The organism is Thioalbus denitrificans, assembly GCF_003337735.1.
GTDB lineage: Bacteria > Pseudomonadota > Gammaproteobacteria > DSM-26407 > DSM-26407 > Thioalbus > Thioalbus denitrificans.
Genome location: NZ_QPJY01000005.1, coordinates 178,047 through 192,597, shown reverse-complemented (window position 1 = coordinate 192,597; position 14,551 = coordinate 178,047). Strand labels below are relative to the sequence as shown.

At 68.7% G+C, this 14,551-nt stretch carries 16 protein-coding genes; 11 read left to right on the top strand and 5 right to left on the bottom strand.

Annotated features, from left to right (window positions below; translation table 11 throughout):
• Positions 1 to 149 precede the first annotated feature (149 nt).
• From DFQ59_RS11995 to pilG, 3 genes are all read right to left on the bottom strand, one after another.
• Positions 150 to 686 carry a chemotaxis protein CheW gene (locus DFQ59_RS11995; protein WP_114279938.1) on the bottom strand — a complete coding sequence of 179 codons (537 nt, stop codon included), beginning with the start codon at positions 684 to 686 and terminating at the stop codon, positions 150 to 152.
• Positions 687 to 703: 17 nt separating this feature from the next.
• On the bottom strand, positions 704 to 1,069 hold the full coding sequence (locus DFQ59_RS11990; RefSeq protein WP_114279991.1) for a response regulator transcription factor: 366 nt from the start codon (positions 1,067 to 1,069) through the stop codon (positions 704 to 706).
• 164 nt (positions 1,070 to 1,233) lie between these two features.
• Positions 1,234 to 1,626 (bottom strand): twitching motility response regulator PilG, encoded by a 393-nt coding sequence (pilG, locus tag DFQ59_RS11985; protein ID WP_114279937.1) that lies wholly within the window; start codon positions 1,624 to 1,626, stop codon positions 1,234 to 1,236.
• Positions 1,627 to 1,990: 364 nt separating this feature from the next.
• On the opposite strand from pilG, the gene gshB reads away from it, so the two are divergent.
• The 9 genes from gshB (at position 1,991) to DFQ59_RS11940 (ending at position 10,318) form a co-directional block, all read left to right on the top strand.
• Complete coding sequence (gshB, locus tag DFQ59_RS11980) at positions 1,991 to 2,944, top strand: glutathione synthase (RefSeq protein ID WP_211314917.1); 954 nt, start codon at positions 1,991 to 1,993, stop codon at positions 2,942 to 2,944.
• Positions 2,944 to 3,975: an FAD:protein FMN transferase gene (locus DFQ59_RS11975; RefSeq protein ID WP_114279990.1), complete on the top strand. Its 1,032-nt coding sequence runs from the start codon at positions 2,944 to 2,946 to the stop codon at positions 3,973 to 3,975. The genes gshB and DFQ59_RS11975 overlap by 1 nt, the downstream gene beginning before the upstream one ends.
• 40 nt (positions 3,976 to 4,015) lie before the next feature.
• Entirely contained in the window at positions 4,016 to 4,912 is an 897-nt protein-coding gene (locus tag DFQ59_RS20290) for a cell envelope integrity TolA family protein (protein WP_281268254.1), read from the top strand.
• Between the two features lie 318 nt (positions 4,913 to 5,230).
• Complete coding sequence (locus DFQ59_RS11965) at positions 5,231 to 5,794, top strand: YqgE/AlgH family protein (RefSeq protein ID WP_114279988.1); 564 nt, start codon at positions 5,231 to 5,233, stop codon at positions 5,792 to 5,794.
• Positions 5,787 to 6,251 (top strand): Holliday junction resolvase RuvX, encoded by a 465-nt coding sequence (gene ruvX, locus DFQ59_RS11960; protein ID WP_114279935.1) that lies wholly within the window; start codon positions 5,787 to 5,789, stop codon positions 6,249 to 6,251. The genes DFQ59_RS11965 and ruvX overlap by 8 nt, the downstream gene beginning before the upstream one ends.
• Positions 6,248 to 6,757, top strand: coding sequence for a bifunctional pyr operon transcriptional regulator/uracil phosphoribosyltransferase PyrR (pyrR, locus tag DFQ59_RS11955; RefSeq protein WP_114279934.1), 510 nt, complete (start codon positions 6,248 to 6,250; stop codon positions 6,755 to 6,757). The genes ruvX and pyrR overlap by 4 nt, the downstream gene beginning before the upstream one ends.
• 179 nt (positions 6,758 to 6,936) lie before the next feature.
• Entirely contained in the window at positions 6,937 to 7,941 is a 1,005-nt protein-coding gene (locus tag DFQ59_RS11950; RefSeq protein ID WP_114279933.1) for an aspartate carbamoyltransferase catalytic subunit, read from the top strand.
• Positions 7,938 to 9,218, top strand: coding sequence for a dihydroorotase (locus DFQ59_RS11945; protein WP_114279932.1), 1,281 nt, complete (start codon positions 7,938 to 7,940; stop codon positions 9,216 to 9,218). Before DFQ59_RS11950 ends, DFQ59_RS11945 begins: the two co-directional genes overlap by 4 nt.
• 221 nt (positions 9,219 to 9,439) lie before the next feature.
• Positions 9,440 to 10,318 (top strand): dihydroorotate dehydrogenase electron transfer subunit, encoded by an 879-nt coding sequence (locus DFQ59_RS11940; RefSeq protein ID WP_114279931.1) that lies wholly within the window; start codon positions 9,440 to 9,442, stop codon positions 10,316 to 10,318.
• Positions 10,319 to 10,394: 76 nt separating this feature from the next.
• Here the strand turns inward: DFQ59_RS11940 and DFQ59_RS11935 are convergent, their stop codons facing one another.
• Complete coding sequence (locus DFQ59_RS11935) at positions 10,395 to 11,513, bottom strand: PilT/PilU family type 4a pilus ATPase (RefSeq protein ID WP_114279930.1); 1,119 nt, start codon at positions 11,511 to 11,513, stop codon at positions 10,395 to 10,397.
• Between the two features lie 20 nt (positions 11,514 to 11,533).
• Positions 11,534 to 12,571 carry a type IV pilus twitching motility protein PilT gene (locus DFQ59_RS11930; protein WP_114279929.1) on the bottom strand — a complete coding sequence of 346 codons (1,038 nt, stop codon included), beginning with the start codon at positions 12,569 to 12,571 and terminating at the stop codon, positions 11,534 to 11,536.
• A 186-nt stretch (positions 12,572 to 12,757) separates the two neighbouring features.
• On the opposite strand from DFQ59_RS11930, the gene DFQ59_RS11925 reads away from it, so the two are divergent.
• Positions 12,758 to 13,447, top strand: coding sequence for a YggS family pyridoxal phosphate-dependent enzyme (locus tag DFQ59_RS11925; RefSeq protein WP_114279928.1), 690 nt, complete (start codon positions 12,758 to 12,760; stop codon positions 13,445 to 13,447).
• 257 nt (positions 13,448 to 13,704) lie between these two features.
• Positions 13,705 to 14,538: a pyrroline-5-carboxylate reductase gene (gene proC / locus DFQ59_RS11920; protein ID WP_114279927.1), complete on the top strand. Its 834-nt coding sequence runs from the start codon at positions 13,705 to 13,707 to the stop codon at positions 14,536 to 14,538.
• The last annotated feature ends 13 nt before the right edge of the window (positions 14,539 to 14,551 follow it).

The window sequence follows — 14,551 nt, the reverse complement described above, 5'->3', positions numbered from 1 at the left end:
GTCAGAGAGAATCTCGGTTGTCGAATCCGTTGGCCACCCGGGCATGGCGGAGCCACCCCCGCGGCGGCAGCCACGCCTGGCCGGAACGTCCCGGGACGGGTTTGCCACACCCGTGAGCGCAACTTCACAAGCTCCGGGGTTCCTGGCCGTCATTGCTGGGAAACCTGCTGGAAGCCGGGCGAGCTCACCAGCGCATGGAGACTGAGCACCGGCCAGGTCTCCCCGCCCCGCCGGAAGGCGGAATGCAGAAAATGGCTCAATGGGCCCGCATCCACGGGCGGCTCGGGCAGGCGTTCGTCCTCGGTGAAGTGGCGCAGGCCCAGCACCTCGTCCACCACCACCCCCACCAGCCCGCCGCCGTAGGGCAGGACCAGTACCCGGATGTCCCGGTTGTGGCGTACCGGCAGTCCCAGGTAGGCGCGGAGGTCCATCACCGGGACCAGGGCGCCGCGCACGTTCGCCACCCCGCGCACCCAGCCGAGCGTTCCGGGCACCCGCGTCAGCTCCGGGTAGACGAGTATTTCCCGCACCTCGCCCATGTCCACCACCGCCCGGTCGGCGCCGATGCGCACCCCGACGCCGTTCCAGGGTATCCGGACCTCCTCGCTGGAGGGCAGTTCGCGGGCCACCCGGCGCCCGCGCTGCTCGAGCGCCAGCAGCAGGTCCAGGGCGGTATTCTGTTCCATCGTCCCCACGGGGTCCGTCAACCGGCCAGGAGCGCAGCGACCTTGGCCATGAGGTCCGCCTCGGCCACCGGCTTGGTCAGGTAGTCGCGCGCGCCCTGGCGCATGCCCCAGACCCGGTCGGTCTCCTGGGACTTGGTGCTGACGATGATGATGGGGATGTCCCGGGTGAGCGTGTCGCGGGAAAGCTGGCGGGTGGCCTGGAAGCCGTTGAGGCCCGGCATCACCACATCCATCAGGATCAAGTCCGGATGGTTGTCCTTCGCCGTCTGTACTCCCTCCTCACCGTTCCCGGCGGTTATCACCTGGTGACCGTTCTTTTCCAGCATACCCTTGAGCACATGCAACTCGGTCGGCGAGTCGTCAACAATCAATATCTGCGCCACGGTTTCCCTCCGCATGGAACCTTTCCCGGCCCGCCACGTCTGCGCCGCGGCACCGGTCTCCACGAGTTCTGATAGATTCTGTTTCCTGCCTGCGCACCCGTCGGCGGCATGAATCCGGTCGCCCCGTCCCGCCGGCAGGGATCTCCCCGGGGCAGCGGGGTGTTTCAGTTCTGGCGACTCAGGACATGACGCTTTATCGCGTCCAGCAGCTCATCCTTGGTGAACGGCTTGGTCACGTACTGATCGGAACCCACGATGCGCCCCTTGGCCTTGTCGAACAGGCCGTCCTTGCTGGAGAGCATTACCACGGGGATATGCTGGTACTGGCTGTTGTTCTTGATGAGGGCGCAGGTCTGGTAGCCGTCGAGGCGTGGCATCATGATGTCCACGAAGATGATGTCGGGCCTGCCCTCGACAATCTTCGACAGCGCATCGAAACCATCCTCGGCGGTCATGACCTCGCATCCGGCTTTCTTCAACAGGGTCTCTGCGCTGCGGCGGATGGTCTTGCTGTCATCGATGACCATCACCTTCAAACCCTGGAGGTCGTTGTCCATCACTCCCCTTCCTCGATTCTGGCCGCGATCCGGTCGCGCCGAGCCCGTGACACACCGGGACATAGCCCTAATAACCACACAGTGCGTTTCGTTTCTAACATAGAAACAAAGTACAATCTATGTGCTGTAACGTGGATTTCTTCACGGTTCTGTGCATGGATCGAGCCCCTTCCGGAACCCGTTCACACAACCCCGCTTTCATGCTCCTCGACGGCGTCGCCCAACCTGTCCGACGGGGCTGTCAGCCAGCCGGCCCGGCGGCCGGAAGGCCGCGATCCGGGGCGCGCGCGGGGATATACTGCCGGACTCGGAATGCTGCGACGCCAGCCAACCCATCCTGTCAGCGCTCCATGGAGGAGACCCAGTGAGCATCCGCCTCGGCGTGGTCATGGACCCCATCGGCTCCATCAAGATCAAGAAGGACACCACCTTCGCCATGCTTCTCGAAGCCCAGGCGCGGGGCTGGCCGCTCTACTACCTGGAGCAGGCTGATCTCTACCTGTCCGACGGCGTGACCCACGCCCTGCCCCGGCCCCTGAGCGTGCGGGACGATCCCGCCGGCTGGTACACCCTGGGCGAGCCCGAACCCATGCCCCTGCACGCGCTGGACGTGGTGCTGATGCGCAAGGATCCGCCCTTCGACATGGAATACATCTACACCACCTACCTGCTGGAGCGGGCCGAGGCGGCCGGGCTGCTGGTGGTGAACCGCCCCCAGGGGCTGCGCGACGCCAACGAGAAGCTCTACACCGCCTGGTTCCCGGAGTGCTGCCCGCCCACCCTGGTGACGCGCCGCGCCGGGCAGATCCGCGGCTTCCTGGCCGAGCAGGGGGACATCATCCTCAAGCCCCTGGGCGGCATGGGCGGCGCCTCGGTGTTCCGGCTGCGCAGCGACGATCCGAACATCGGGGTCGTCATCGAGACCCTCACCGACCACGGCGGCCGCTTCGCGATGGCCCAGCGCTTCATCCCCGAGATCAGCGCCGGCGACAAGCGCATCCTGCTGGTGGACGGCGAACCGGTACCCTACGCCCTGGCGCGCATCCCGGCGCCCGGCGAGACCCGCGGCAATCTGGCCGCCGGCGGCACCGGCGTCGGCGTGCCGCTCACCGGGCGCGACCGCCGGATCTGCGAACAGGTCGGCCCGGCGCTGCGCGAGCGGGGCCTGATGTTCGTGGGCATCGACGTCATCGGCGACTGGCTCACCGAGGTCAACGTCACCAGCCCCACCTGTGTCCGCGAGCTGGATGCCCAGTTCGGGATCAACATCGCCGGCCAGCTCATGGACCACATCGCCGAACGGCTGGGCCGCTCATGATGCGCCGCGCACTCCTCCCGGCGCTGCTGCTCCTCCTCAGCGCCTGCACGCCCCGCCCCGAGCCCCTGTACGAAACCCGGGTGCTGGCCTTCGGCACCCTCATCGACCTGACCGTCTACGGGGCGCCCCGGGAGCTCGCGGAGGCGGCGGCGGCGCGCATGAGCCGCGAGCTGACGCTGATGAACGACGCCTGGCACGCCTGGCGCCCGAGCACGCTGGGCGAGTTCAACGCCCGCTGCGCCGGCGGCGAGCCGTTCACGGCCGACCCCGGCCTGCTGCCCCTGATACGCCTCTCCCACGACCTGGCGGAGGCCTCCGGCGAGCTGTTCAACCCGGCGGCCAGCCGGCTGTTCGCGCTGTGGGGCTTCCACAGCGACGACCCCCACGGCCCGCCGCCCGCCGCCGCTGCGGTGGCGGAGCTGGTGGCGCAACATCCCTCCATGGCCGACGTCCACATCGAGGGCGGCACGGTGCAGTGCACCAACCCCGCCGTCAAGCTCGACCTGGGCGGCATCGCCAAGGGCTATGGCGTGGATCGCATCATCGACATGCTGCGGGAGATGGGCATCGAGAACGCCATCATCAACGGCGGCGGCGGGCTGCGCGCCATCGGCCGTCACGGGGAGCGCCCCTGGCGCATCGGCATCCGCGATCCCCGCGGCCCGGGCAGCATCGCCGCGGTGGAGGTGAGCGGCGACGAGAGCGTGTTCACATCGGGCGACTACGAACGCTACTATGAGCATGAAGGGCGCCGCTACCACCACATCATCGATCCCCGCAGCGGCTATCCGGCCGCGGGGACACGCTCGGTGACCGTCATCGCCGACAACGGCACCCTGGCCGACGCCGCCGCCACCGCGCTGGTGGTGGCCGGGCCGGAGGGGTGGCAGTCAGTGGCCAGAGACATGGGAATCCACTACGTGATGCTCATCGACAGCGAAGGCACGGTGCACATGAACCCGGCCATGGCGGAGCGGGTGAGCTTCGTGAACGATCCGCCGCCCCGGGTGATCATCAGCGCGCCGCTCTGAACCGATGGCAGCCGCCCTTCCCCCCCTCCGGCCCACCCGCGTGAACCCTGTCGACAGGCTGGGACTGGCCCTGTTCCTGGCCGCCGCGCTCCACGCCATGATCATCCTCGGCGTGGGCTTCCGGATGCCGCTGCCGGAGACCCCGCCGCTGTTCCCCACCCTGGACGTGACCCTGGTGGCGAGCCGCAGCGAGGCGCCGCCGGAGGACGCCGACTTCCTGGCCCAGGCCAACCAGCTCGGCGGCGGCGAGGAGGAGGCGGAGCCGGAACGCCCCGCCAGCCCGGCCCAGACCCCCTTCCCGGCCCCCCGGCCGGAACCGGCCAGCCAGCTCCCCGGGCCCGTGGAGCCGGCACCGCCCCGGCCGCCGGAACCCCAGCCGGCGGCGGCCCCCGAGCGGCGCGCGCCGGTCACCACGACGGCGCCGGCGCCGGAGAAGGTCCCCCGGCGCACACCGGCGCCGCCCACCGCCCGTCCCGAGCCGGAGGCAGCCCCCTCGGCCAGCCAGCTGATCACCCGCAGCCTGGCCATCGCCAGCCTCACCGCCGAGTACAACCAGCAGCGCGAGGCCTACTCCCAGCGGGAGCGGGTGCGGACCATCTCCGCCAACACCCGGGAGTCCCGCTTCGCCCTCTACCTGGACGCCTGGCGGCGCAAGGTGGAACGCATCGGCAACCTGAACTACCCGGACGAGGCCAAGCGCCAGGGCGTCTCCGGCAGCCTGCGGCTGCTGGTGCGGCTCAACACCGACGGGACGGTGCGCGATGTGGAGATGCTCAAGTCCTCCGGCAGCAAGCTGCTGGACGACGCGGCGCTGCGCATCGTCCACCTGGCCGCGCCCTTCGCGCCCCTGCCCGAGTCCATCACCCGCGACACCGACGTGCTGGAGATCATCCGCACCTGGGTGTTCCGCAGCGACAACCGCCTGGTGAGCCAGTGACACGCCGCCGCGGGGAAAATCTCACCACGAAGGCACGAAGGGCACGAAGAAAAACCTAACAGAGAAGATACGGACAGGTTTGGCAGGATTTCCTTGTCCCTGCGACAAATATGCTCGGCAGTGCCCCGCCGGTTCCCACGCCGGCGACCAGGGCACACAGCAATCAAGTACAAGTTCTGTCTATCCTGTTAATCCTGTCGATTCAGCCTGTTCAGACTTCGTGTTTTTCGTGCCTTCGTGGTGAACAACCCGGCCCCGGAGGGCTGATCGGGGGAACCGCTCTTGCCACCTCACCGGGGTTCGCCGGATACTATGGCCATGTTCGGCACGACCTCACTGCGTAACCACTTTCTCATCGCCATGCCCGCCCTGGCCGACCCGAATTTTTTCCACACGGTCACCTACATCTGTGAGCACAACGACGAGGGGGCCATGGGCATCGTCATCAACCGGCCGCTGGATATCCGGCTGGGCGATGTGCTGCAGCACATGGAGATCGAGACCCGCGACGCGGCGGTCCGCGACCAGTTCATCCTGGGGGGCGGACCGGTCCAGACCGAGCGCGGCTTCGTCGTGCACCGGCCGGTGGGCGAGTGGGACGTCTCCCTGCCGGTCACCGATGAGATCGCGGTGACCACCTCCCGCGACATCCTCGAGGCCCTCGCCCTGGGCACGGGTCCCGGCGACGCCCTGCTGGCGCTGGGTTACGCCGGCTGGGGCGCCGGCCAGCTGGAGCGCGAGATGGCGGAAAATGCCTGGCTGAGCGGGCCGGCGGAGGCCGCCATCCTGTTCGAGACCCCGCTGGAGCAGCGCTGGCACGCCGCCGCCAGTCTCCTGGGCGTGGACCTGGACAGCATTTCCAGCGAAGTGGGACATGCCTGACAGCGCCCGGCCCGAACCGGCGGGAAAGACGGCGCCCACCTGTCTCGGGTTCGATTTCGGAATGCGGCGCATCGGTGTCGCCGCGGGCCAGGCGCTGACCGCCACCGCCCGCCCCCTGGAGGTCCTCCCCGCCCGGGACGGGATCCCCGACTGGGACCGCATCGCCGGGATCATCGAGGAGTGGCGGCCCGATCTCATCGTGGTGGGCCTGCCCCTCAACGCCGACGGCAGCGAGCACGAGGTCACCCGCGCCGCCCGGCGATTCATGAACCGCCTGCAGGGCCGTTTCGGCCTGCCGGTGCACGCCGTGGACGAGCGGCTCTCCTCCGCGGAGGCGGCCAGCCGGCTGCGCGGAGACAATGCCCGGAAAGCACGCCCGGACGCGCCCCTGGATCACATCGCCGCCCAGGTCATCCTGGAGACCTGGCTGGAACAGCAACGGAACCCATCCGCATGAGCGAGACGCACGAAGATATCGAGGTCCTCATCAAGAAGATGGCCGAGGACCTCCGCGACCACCTGGCCAGGTCCGGCATCACCGATCCGGTCATGGTGGGCATCCATACCGGCGGCGCCTGGGTGGCCGAGCGCCTCCACCGCCTGCTCGACCTGGAGCAGCCCCTGGGGACCCTGGACATCTCCTTCTACCGGGACGACTTCACCCGGATCGGGCTCAACCCCCAGGTCCGCCCCTCCCATCTCCCCTTCGACGTGGACGGCCGCCACGTCATCCTGGTGGATGACGTGCTCTCCACCGGGCGCACCGTGCGCGCGGCCCTCAACGAGCTGTTCGACTACGGGCGCCCCGCCACCGTCACCCTGGCGGTGCTGGTGGAGCGGGACGGGCGCGAGCTGCCCGTGCAGGCCGACGTGACGGGCAGGCACATGGCGCTGCGCCGCAACCAGCACGTCAAGCTCTCCGGCCCGGACCCCCTGGAGCTCAAGGTCCAGGACGTGGATTGACCCGGGCGTGACGCGCCACGGCGGACACAGGGGGCGCCAGGCCGGCTGAACGGCGGCGCGGCGGGTTTTTGTCCGTGGAGCCCCCGGATGCGGCCCGGCGTGAGCCCGTCGTCCCCCGTGGCGGAGAATCAGAGCTAAGCTTCTGGACTGGGAACAGAGCCCATGGCGGCGGAGCAATCATGAATTTCCCCGGCAACTGGAACACCATGCAACTGGACGCGCAGGGCCGCCTGCGCCACTTCCTCACCGTGGAAGGACTGCCGCGGCGCATCCTCACCGACATCCTCGACACCGCCGACTCGTTCGTGGTGGTGGGCGAGCAGCCGGTGAAGAAGGTGCCGCTGCTGCGCGGCAAGACCATCGTCAACCTGTTCTTCGAGACCAGCACCCGGACCCGCACCACCTTCGAGCTCGCCGCCAAGCGCCTCTCGGCGGATGTGCTCAACATCAATGTGAGCACCTCGGCCACCGCCAAGGGCGAGTCGCTGCTGGACACCCAGAAGAACCTGGAGGCGATGCACACCGACATGTTCGTGGTGCGCCACCAGCACAGCGGCGCCAGCCACTTCATGGCCCAGCACGCCGCGCCCCACGTGAGCATCATCAACGCCGGCGACGGCCAGCACGCCCACCCGACCCAGGCGATGCTGGACATGCTCACCATCCGCCGCCACAAGGGCGCCTTCGACAGCCTGTGCGTCGCCATCGTGGGCGACATCCTGCACTCGCGGGTGGCCCGCTCCCAGATCCACGCCCTGAACACCCTCGGCGTGGGCGAGGTGCGCGTCATCGCGCCCCGCACCCTGCTGCCGGTGGACATCGAGTCCCTCGGCACCCGGGTCTTCACCAGCCTCAGCCAGGGCCTGGCCGGCGTGGACGTGGTGATCATGCTGCGGCTGCAGAAGGAGCGCATGCAGAGCGCCCTGCTGCCGAGCGAGCACGAATACTTCCAGCGCTACGGCCTGACCGAGGAGAAGCTCGCCCTGGCCCGGCCCGACGCCCTGGTCATGCACCCCGGCCCCATCAACCGGGGGGTGGAGATCGCCTCCTCGGTGGCCGACGGCCCCCAGTCGGTCATCCTCCGCCAGGTGAGCTACGGCATCGCCGTGCGCATGGCGGTGATGTCCATGGCCATGGGCCGCAGTCCCGGGGCCCGCGAAACCGCCGCCAAGGAGCCAGAATGAACCGCATCGCCATCCGCAACGGGCACGTGGTGGATCCCTCCAGCCGCGTCGACGGGGTCCGCGACCTGTTCATCGCCAGCGGCCGCATCGTGGCCCTGGGCGAGGCCCCGGAGGGCTTCACGCCCGAGATCGAGATCGAGGCCGCGGGACGCATGGTCTGCCCGGGGCTGGTGGATCTCAGCGCACGGCTGCGCGAACCGGGACACGAACAGAAGGCCACCATCGCCAGCGAGACCCGGGCCGCGGTCTCCGGCGGCGTCACCACCGTCTGCTGCCCGCCCGATACCAGCCCGGTCATCGACACCCCCGCGGTGGCGGAGCTGGTGCGCCACCGTGCCAAGCAGTCGGGACGCGCCTGGGTGCTGACCCTGGGCGCACTGACCCAGGGACTGGAGGGTGAGCAGCTCGCGGAGATGGCCGCGCTCAAGGCGGAAGGGTGCGTCGGGGTGAGCAATGCCGGCCGGCCGATCCGCAACAGCGAGGTCCTGCGCCGGGCGCTGGAATACGCCGCCACCTACGGGCTGACCGTCTACCTGCAGCCCCGGGATCCCTGGCTGGGCCAGTCCGGGTTCATGCACGAGGGCAGCGTCAGCACCCGTCTCGGCCTGCCGGGCATCCCCGAGACCAGCGAGACGGTGGAGCTGGCCCGCTGCCTGCTGCTCATCGAGCAGACCGGGGTGCGCGCCCACTTCTGCCGGCTGTCCACCGCCCGCAGCGTGGAGATGGTGGCCGATGCCCGGGCCCGCGGACTGCGGGTGACCGCCGACGTGGCGGCCCACCAGCTGCACCTCACCGAGATGGACGTGGCGGGCTTCGACCCCATGTTCCACGTCATCCCGCCCCTGCGCACCATCCGCGACCGCGATGCCCTCCGCGCCGGGGTGGCCGAGGGGGTCATCACCGCCGTCTGTTCCGATCACCAGCCCCACGAGCCGGAGACCAAGCTGGCCCCCTTCAACGGCACGCTGCCCGGCATCTCCGCCCTGGAGACCCTGCTGCCCCTGACCTTGCGGCTGGTGGACGAGGGGGCGTTCGACCTCGGCACCGCCCTGGCGCGCGTGACCCGCGGGCCGGCGGAAATCCTGGGCATCGAAACCGGGACCCTGACCCCCGGCACCCGCGCCGATCTCTGCGTGATCGACACGGAGCACGCCTGGCGCCTCGAACCCGACACCCTGCTGAGCCGCGGCCGGAACACGCCCTTCAGGGGCTGGGAGTTCCGCGGCCGGGTCACCCACACCCTGGTCCAGGGCCGACTGGTCTACGAGCTCAGGTGACCACCGCCGAGGCCGTCAACCCGGATACTCCGCCAAACAGGTGAAGGTGGCCCAGCCGTTGTTGATGCGGATGGTGGTTGAGGGAGCCGCGCTGCGGCGCCTGGAGCTGACCGCAGAAAACACCTCGTGCGGGCAGGAGACCGGCGCGGGCGCGTGCCATTGGTGAAATATCCGGGTTAAGATCAGCGCCCGGCCGAGCTGACTACCGGGATATCCCGTCCATGAACGACACAACCCATCGCGACACCATCTTCGTGGAGGAGAGCGAGATTCTCGCCCACGAGGCCCACCCAGGCGCCCAGCATATCCTGCGCATCCGGGCCCCGCGCATCGCGGCGCACGCGCGGCCGGGCAGCTTCGCCCACATCCAGTGCGACCCGCTGCTGCCCATGCGCCGGCCGCTGTCCATCATGCGGGTGGATGCGCAGGCCGGCTGGGTGGACTTCCTCTACAAGGCCGTCGGCGAGGGCACCCGCCTGCTCGCCCGGCGCGGGACCGGCGAGTTCCTCAGCGTCATGGGGCCCATCGGAACGCCCTTCACACCCCCCCCGGGACGCCCGCGAACGCTGCTCATCGGGGGCGGCGTGGGCATCCCCCCCATGCTGTTCCTGGCCGAGGATCTGAAACGCCGCGGCAGCCCCTGGGACCCCTTCGTCATCATGGGCTCCGAGGTCCCCTTCCCGTTCCAGGCCCGCCCCTCGCGGATGCTGGTTCCGGGCATGCCGGAGGGTGTCATCGCCGCCATGCCGCTGCTGGAGGACTGGGGCGTCCCGAGCCGGCTCGCCAGCCTGCAGGGCTACCCCGGCTGCTTCGAGGGCTACGTCACCGACCTGGCCCGGGCCTGGCTCGAGGCCCTGGAGCCCGCCCAGCGGGAAGAGGTGGCGGTGTTCTCCTGCGGCCCCCATCCCATGCTGGAGGCCGTGGCGCGGCTGGCGCGGGAGTACGGCCTCCCCTGCCAGGTGTCGCTGGAGGAGTTCATGGCCTGCGCCGTGGGGGGCTGCGCCGGCTGCGCGGTGGAGATCCGGACCGACGCCGGCCCCGCCATGAAGCGGGTGTGCGTGGACGGCCCGGTGTTCGACGCGCGGCAGGTGTTCGCTTGACCAGCGATAGTGGCAAGTAACTAGTAGCGAGTCTCTAGGTATACCTCGTCACTCGAGACCCGCTACTCGAAACTATCTACTCTTCTACCAGGCCGATGCCGTCCATGCCGGCGGCGTAGCGGTCCACGCCCTTCTCGCTGTCCAGCTTGATCATCAGGCGCAGGTCGTTGGGGGCGTCGGCGTGGTGCAGGGCGTCCTCGTAGGTGATTTCGCCCGACTTGAAGAGCTGGAACAGGGCCTGGTCGAAGGTGCACATGCCGTGCTCGGTGGAGTTCTTCATGATCTCCTTGAGCAGGTGAACCTCGCCCTTGCGCAGGTGATCCTGGATCAGGGGGGTGTTGATCATGACCTCCACCGCCACCCGCCGGCTCTTGCCGTCGGGGGTGGGGATGAGCTGCTGGGCGACGATCGCCTTGAGGTTGAGCGACAGGTCCATGAACAGCTGGTCCCGGCGATCCTCCGGGAAGAAGTTGATGATCCGGTCCATGGCCTGGTTGGCGTTGTTGGCGTGCAGCGTGGCGAGGCAGAGGTGGCCGGTCTCGGCGAACGCCACCGCGTAGTCCATGGTCTCGCGGGCGCGGACCTCGCCGATGAGGATCACGTCCGGGGCCTGGCGCAGGGTATTCTTCAGCGCCACCTCGTAGGAGTCGGTGTCGATGCCCACCTCGCGCTGGGTGATGATGGAGAGCGCGTGCTGGTGGATGAACTCGATGGGGTCCTCGATGGTGATGATGTGGCCGCCGGTGTTCTGGTTGCGATAGCCGATCACCGCCGCCAGGGAGGTGGACTTGCCGGTGCCGGTGCCACCCACGAAGATCACCAGCCCGCGCTTGGTCATGGCCAGGTTCTTGATGATGGGCGGCAGGTGCAGCTCCTCGACGGAGGGGATGCGCGTCTCGATGCGGCGCAGCACCATGCCCGCCACCCCGCGCTGCTGGAAGGAGCTGACGCGGAACCGGCCCACGCCCGCGGCGCTGATGGCGAAGTTGCACTCGCGGGTGCGGGCGAACTCCTTGCGCTGCTCCTCGGTCATGATGCCGGTGACGGCTTCGCGCACCTGCTGCGGCGAAAGAGGCTTCTGCCCGACGGGAATGAGCTTGCCGTGGACTTTCACGGTCGGTGGCATGCCCACGGTGATGAACAGGTCCGAGGCCTGCTTGTGGACCATGAGTTTCAGCAGGGATTCGAAATCCATCGGTGATCTCTCCCCGGGCATCAACGGAAAATCTCCTTGTCCTGGGCCCTGGCGCGGGCGTCAAGACGGCTCACAATGCCCTTGTTGACGAGTTCCAGCAGGTGCTGATCGAGGGTATGCATCCCCAGGGCATGGCCAGTCTGGATAGCCGAGTACATCTGGGCGATCTTGTCCTCCCGGATCAGGTTGCGGATGGCCGGGGTGGCCACCATGATTTCGTGGGCCGCGATGCGCCCGCCCCCCACCCGCTTGAGCAGGGTCTGCGAGATTACCGAGCGCAGCGACTCGGAGAGCATGGAACGGACCATGTCCTTCTCGCCGGCGGGGAAGACGTCCACCACGCGGTCGATGGTCTTGGCCGCGGAGGTGGTGTGCAGGGTGCCGAACACCAGGTGGCCGGTCTCCGCGGCGGTGAGCGCCAGGCGGATGGTTTCGAGATCGCGCATCTCGCCCACCAGGATGATGTCCGGGTCCTCGCGCAAACCGGCCCGCAGCGCCTCGTTGAAGCCGAGGGTGTCGCGGTGAACCTCGCGCTGGTTGACGAGACACTTCTTGCTCTCGTGCACGAACTCGATGGGATCCTCGATGGTGAGGATGTGCTGGTAGCGGATCTCGTTGAGGTAGTCGAGCATGGCCGCCAGGGTCGTGCTCTTGCCCGAGCCGGTGGGCCCGGTGACCAGGATGAGACCCCGCGGCGCGTCGGCGATGTCCTGGAAGTTCTTGCCGAACCCCAGTTCCTCCAGGGTCTGGACCCGGGAGGGAATGGTACGGAAGACCCCGGCCACGCCGCGGTTCTGGTGGAAGGCGTTGACGCGGAAGCGGGCCACGCCCGGAATCTCGAAGGAGAAGTCCGTCTCCAGGAACTCCTCGAAATCCTTCCGCTGCTTGTCGTTCATGATGTCGTAGATGAGCCCGTGGACCTGCTTGTGGTCCAGGGGCGGCACGTTGATGCGCCGAACGTCGCCATCCACGCGGATGATTGGGGGCAACCCGGCGGAGAGGTGCAGGTCTGAGGCGCCGTTCTTGACGCTGAAAGCAAGCAGCTCGGTAATGTCCATCGAGATCCCCTAAAATGAGATGCCGTATCAAGCCGGGAACCACCGGGCAACCCTCCGGCGCCCGGGCTGCGCCGGCAGGGCCGCACACCGCAACGCCAATGCGGACTCCGGGCCGCCAGGGGACTGAAGCCGTGGTTCCTTAAACTTTTTGTTTCTTCAGTTTAGCTTACACAGACCGGGCGTCACATGGAAAAAACTGCGGAGCGTTTGGCACAAATCGAGGTCCGCATACGTACCGCCGAGGTATGTCACAACCGGGAGCCGGGATCCGTCACTCTGCTGGCGGTCAGCAAGACCCGCCCGGCGGATGTCATCCGGGCCGCCGCGGCGGCGGGCCAGCGCCGGTTCGGCGAGAGCTACCTGCGCGAGGCGCTGGAGAAGATCGGAGCCCTTGCCGATCTGGACCTGGAGTGGCACTTCATCGGGCCCATCCAGTCCAACAAGACCCGCGGCATCGCCGAGCACTTCCACTGGGTCCACAGCGTGGACCGGCTGAAGGTGGCCCGGCGGCTGAGCGAGCAGCGCCCGGAGACGCTGCCGCCCCTCAACGTCTGCCTGCAGGTCAACATCAGCGGCGAGGCCAGCAAGTCGGGCGTCGAGCCCGAGGCGCTGCCGGACCTGGCCCGGGCCGTGGCCGCGCTGCCGCGGCTGCGGCTGCGGGGCCTGATGGCCATCCCGGCGCCGGTGCGGGACGCCGGGGAGGAGGTCGTGCGCGCGCCCTTCCGCCGGCTGCGGGAGGCCCTCGCGGCGCTGAACCGCGACGGCCTGGCGCTGGACACCCTCTCCATGGGCATGTCCGACGACTTCGAGGCCGCCATCGCCGAGGGCGCCACCCTCGTGCGCATCGGCACCGATCTCTTCGGCGCCCGGGACTGAACCTTGCAATCGGGCCACCGGGCAGCGACATTGGAGGCCCCATTCAGCGCCATAGTGATAATGAACCAAATGAAATAGACAGGATTGACAGGATTGACAGGATTAACGAAGGGCGCCTGGAACAATCATCCCCACTGCGGCCGCTCCCCGTTCGCGGCCGGGCATTGCCGAAGCGGTCCGGAACAGGCAATACATCCTGTGAATCCTGTAAATCCTGTCCATTCGAAGTCTTTTGATATTTATTCCAGGAGTCAGACGTGGAACAGGGAATCATCAGCTTCATCGGCGGCGGCAACATGTGCAGCAGCCTCGTCGGCGGGCTCATCGCCGACGGTTACGCCCCGGAACGCATCCGGGTCAGCGATCCCGGCGAGGAGACGCTGGCCTCGCTGCGCGCCCGCTTCGGCGTCCACACCACCCACGACAACCGCGAGGCGGCAGCCGGGGCCGGCGTGGTGGTGCTGGCGGTCAAGCCCCAGGTACTGCCGAAGGTGGCCGCCGAACTGGCGCCGGTGGTGCAGGAGCACGGAACCCTGGTGGTCTCCATCGCCGCCGGCATCCGTACCACCGACCTGCAGCGCTGGCTCGGGGCGGGGGTGGCCCTGGTACGCACCATGCCCAATACCCCGGCGCTGGTGAAGAGCGGCGCCACCGCGCTGTTCGCCACCGCGGCCGTCACGGCCGCCCAGCGCGACCAGGCCGAGTCGGTGCTGCGGGCCGTCGGCCTGACCCTGTGGCTGGAGAACGAGGAGCAGATGGATGCCGTGACGGCGCTGTCCGGCAGCGGACCGGCCTACTTCTTCCTGGTCATGGAGGCCATGCAGGGCGCGGCGCAGGCGATCGGGCTGCCGGAGCGCACGGCCCGGCTGCTGACGCTGCAGACGGCCTTCGGCGCCGCCAAGATGGCCCTGGAGAGCGACGAGGAGCCCTCCCTGCTGCGCCAGCGCGTCACCTCGCCCGGCGGCACCACCGAACGGGCGCTCAACGTGCTCGAGGAAGGCAAACTGCGCGAACTGTTCCGCGACGCGCTCACGTCCGCCCGGGACCGTTCCCGGGAACTGGCCGCGATCCTGGGCCGGGATCCCGACTAACCGCAGCCCCCGA

Bases quoted from the DNA above. Each gene is read 5' to 3' on its own strand.
- DFQ59_RS11995 (WP_114279938.1), bottom strand. From the start codon at position 686: ATGGAACAGAATACCGCCCTGGACCTGCTGCTGGCGCTCGAGCAGCGC.
- pilG (WP_114279937.1), bottom strand. From the start codon at position 1,626: ATGGACAACGACCTCCAGGGTTTGAAGGTGATGGTCATCGATGACAGC.
- DFQ59_RS11975 (WP_114279990.1), top strand. From the start codon at position 2,944: ATGCGCCGCGCACTCCTCCCGGCGCTGCTGCTCCTCCTCAGCGCCTGC.
- DFQ59_RS11965 (WP_114279988.1), top strand. From the start codon at position 5,231: ATGTTCGGCACGACCTCACTGCGTAACCACTTTCTCATCGCCATGCCC.
- ruvX (WP_114279935.1), top strand. From the start codon at position 5,787: ATGCCTGACAGCGCCCGGCCCGAACCGGCGGGAAAGACGGCGCCCACC.
- pyrR (WP_114279934.1), top strand. From the start codon at position 6,248: ATGAGCGAGACGCACGAAGATATCGAGGTCCTCATCAAGAAGATGGCC.
- DFQ59_RS11950 (WP_114279933.1), top strand. From the start codon at position 6,937: ATGAATTTCCCCGGCAACTGGAACACCATGCAACTGGACGCGCAGGGC.
- DFQ59_RS11945 (WP_114279932.1), top strand. From the start codon at position 7,938: ATGAACCGCATCGCCATCCGCAACGGGCACGTGGTGGATCCCTCCAGC.
- DFQ59_RS11940 (WP_114279931.1), top strand. From the start codon at position 9,440: ATGAACGACACAACCCATCGCGACACCATCTTCGTGGAGGAGAGCGAG.
- DFQ59_RS11935 (WP_114279930.1), bottom strand. From the start codon at position 11,513: ATGGATTTCGAATCCCTGCTGAAACTCATGGTCCACAAGCAGGCCTCG.
- DFQ59_RS11930 (WP_114279929.1), bottom strand. From the start codon at position 12,571: ATGGACATTACCGAGCTGCTTGCTTTCAGCGTCAAGAACGGCGCCTCA.
- DFQ59_RS11925 (WP_114279928.1), top strand. From the start codon at position 12,758: ATGGAAAAAACTGCGGAGCGTTTGGCACAAATCGAGGTCCGCATACGT.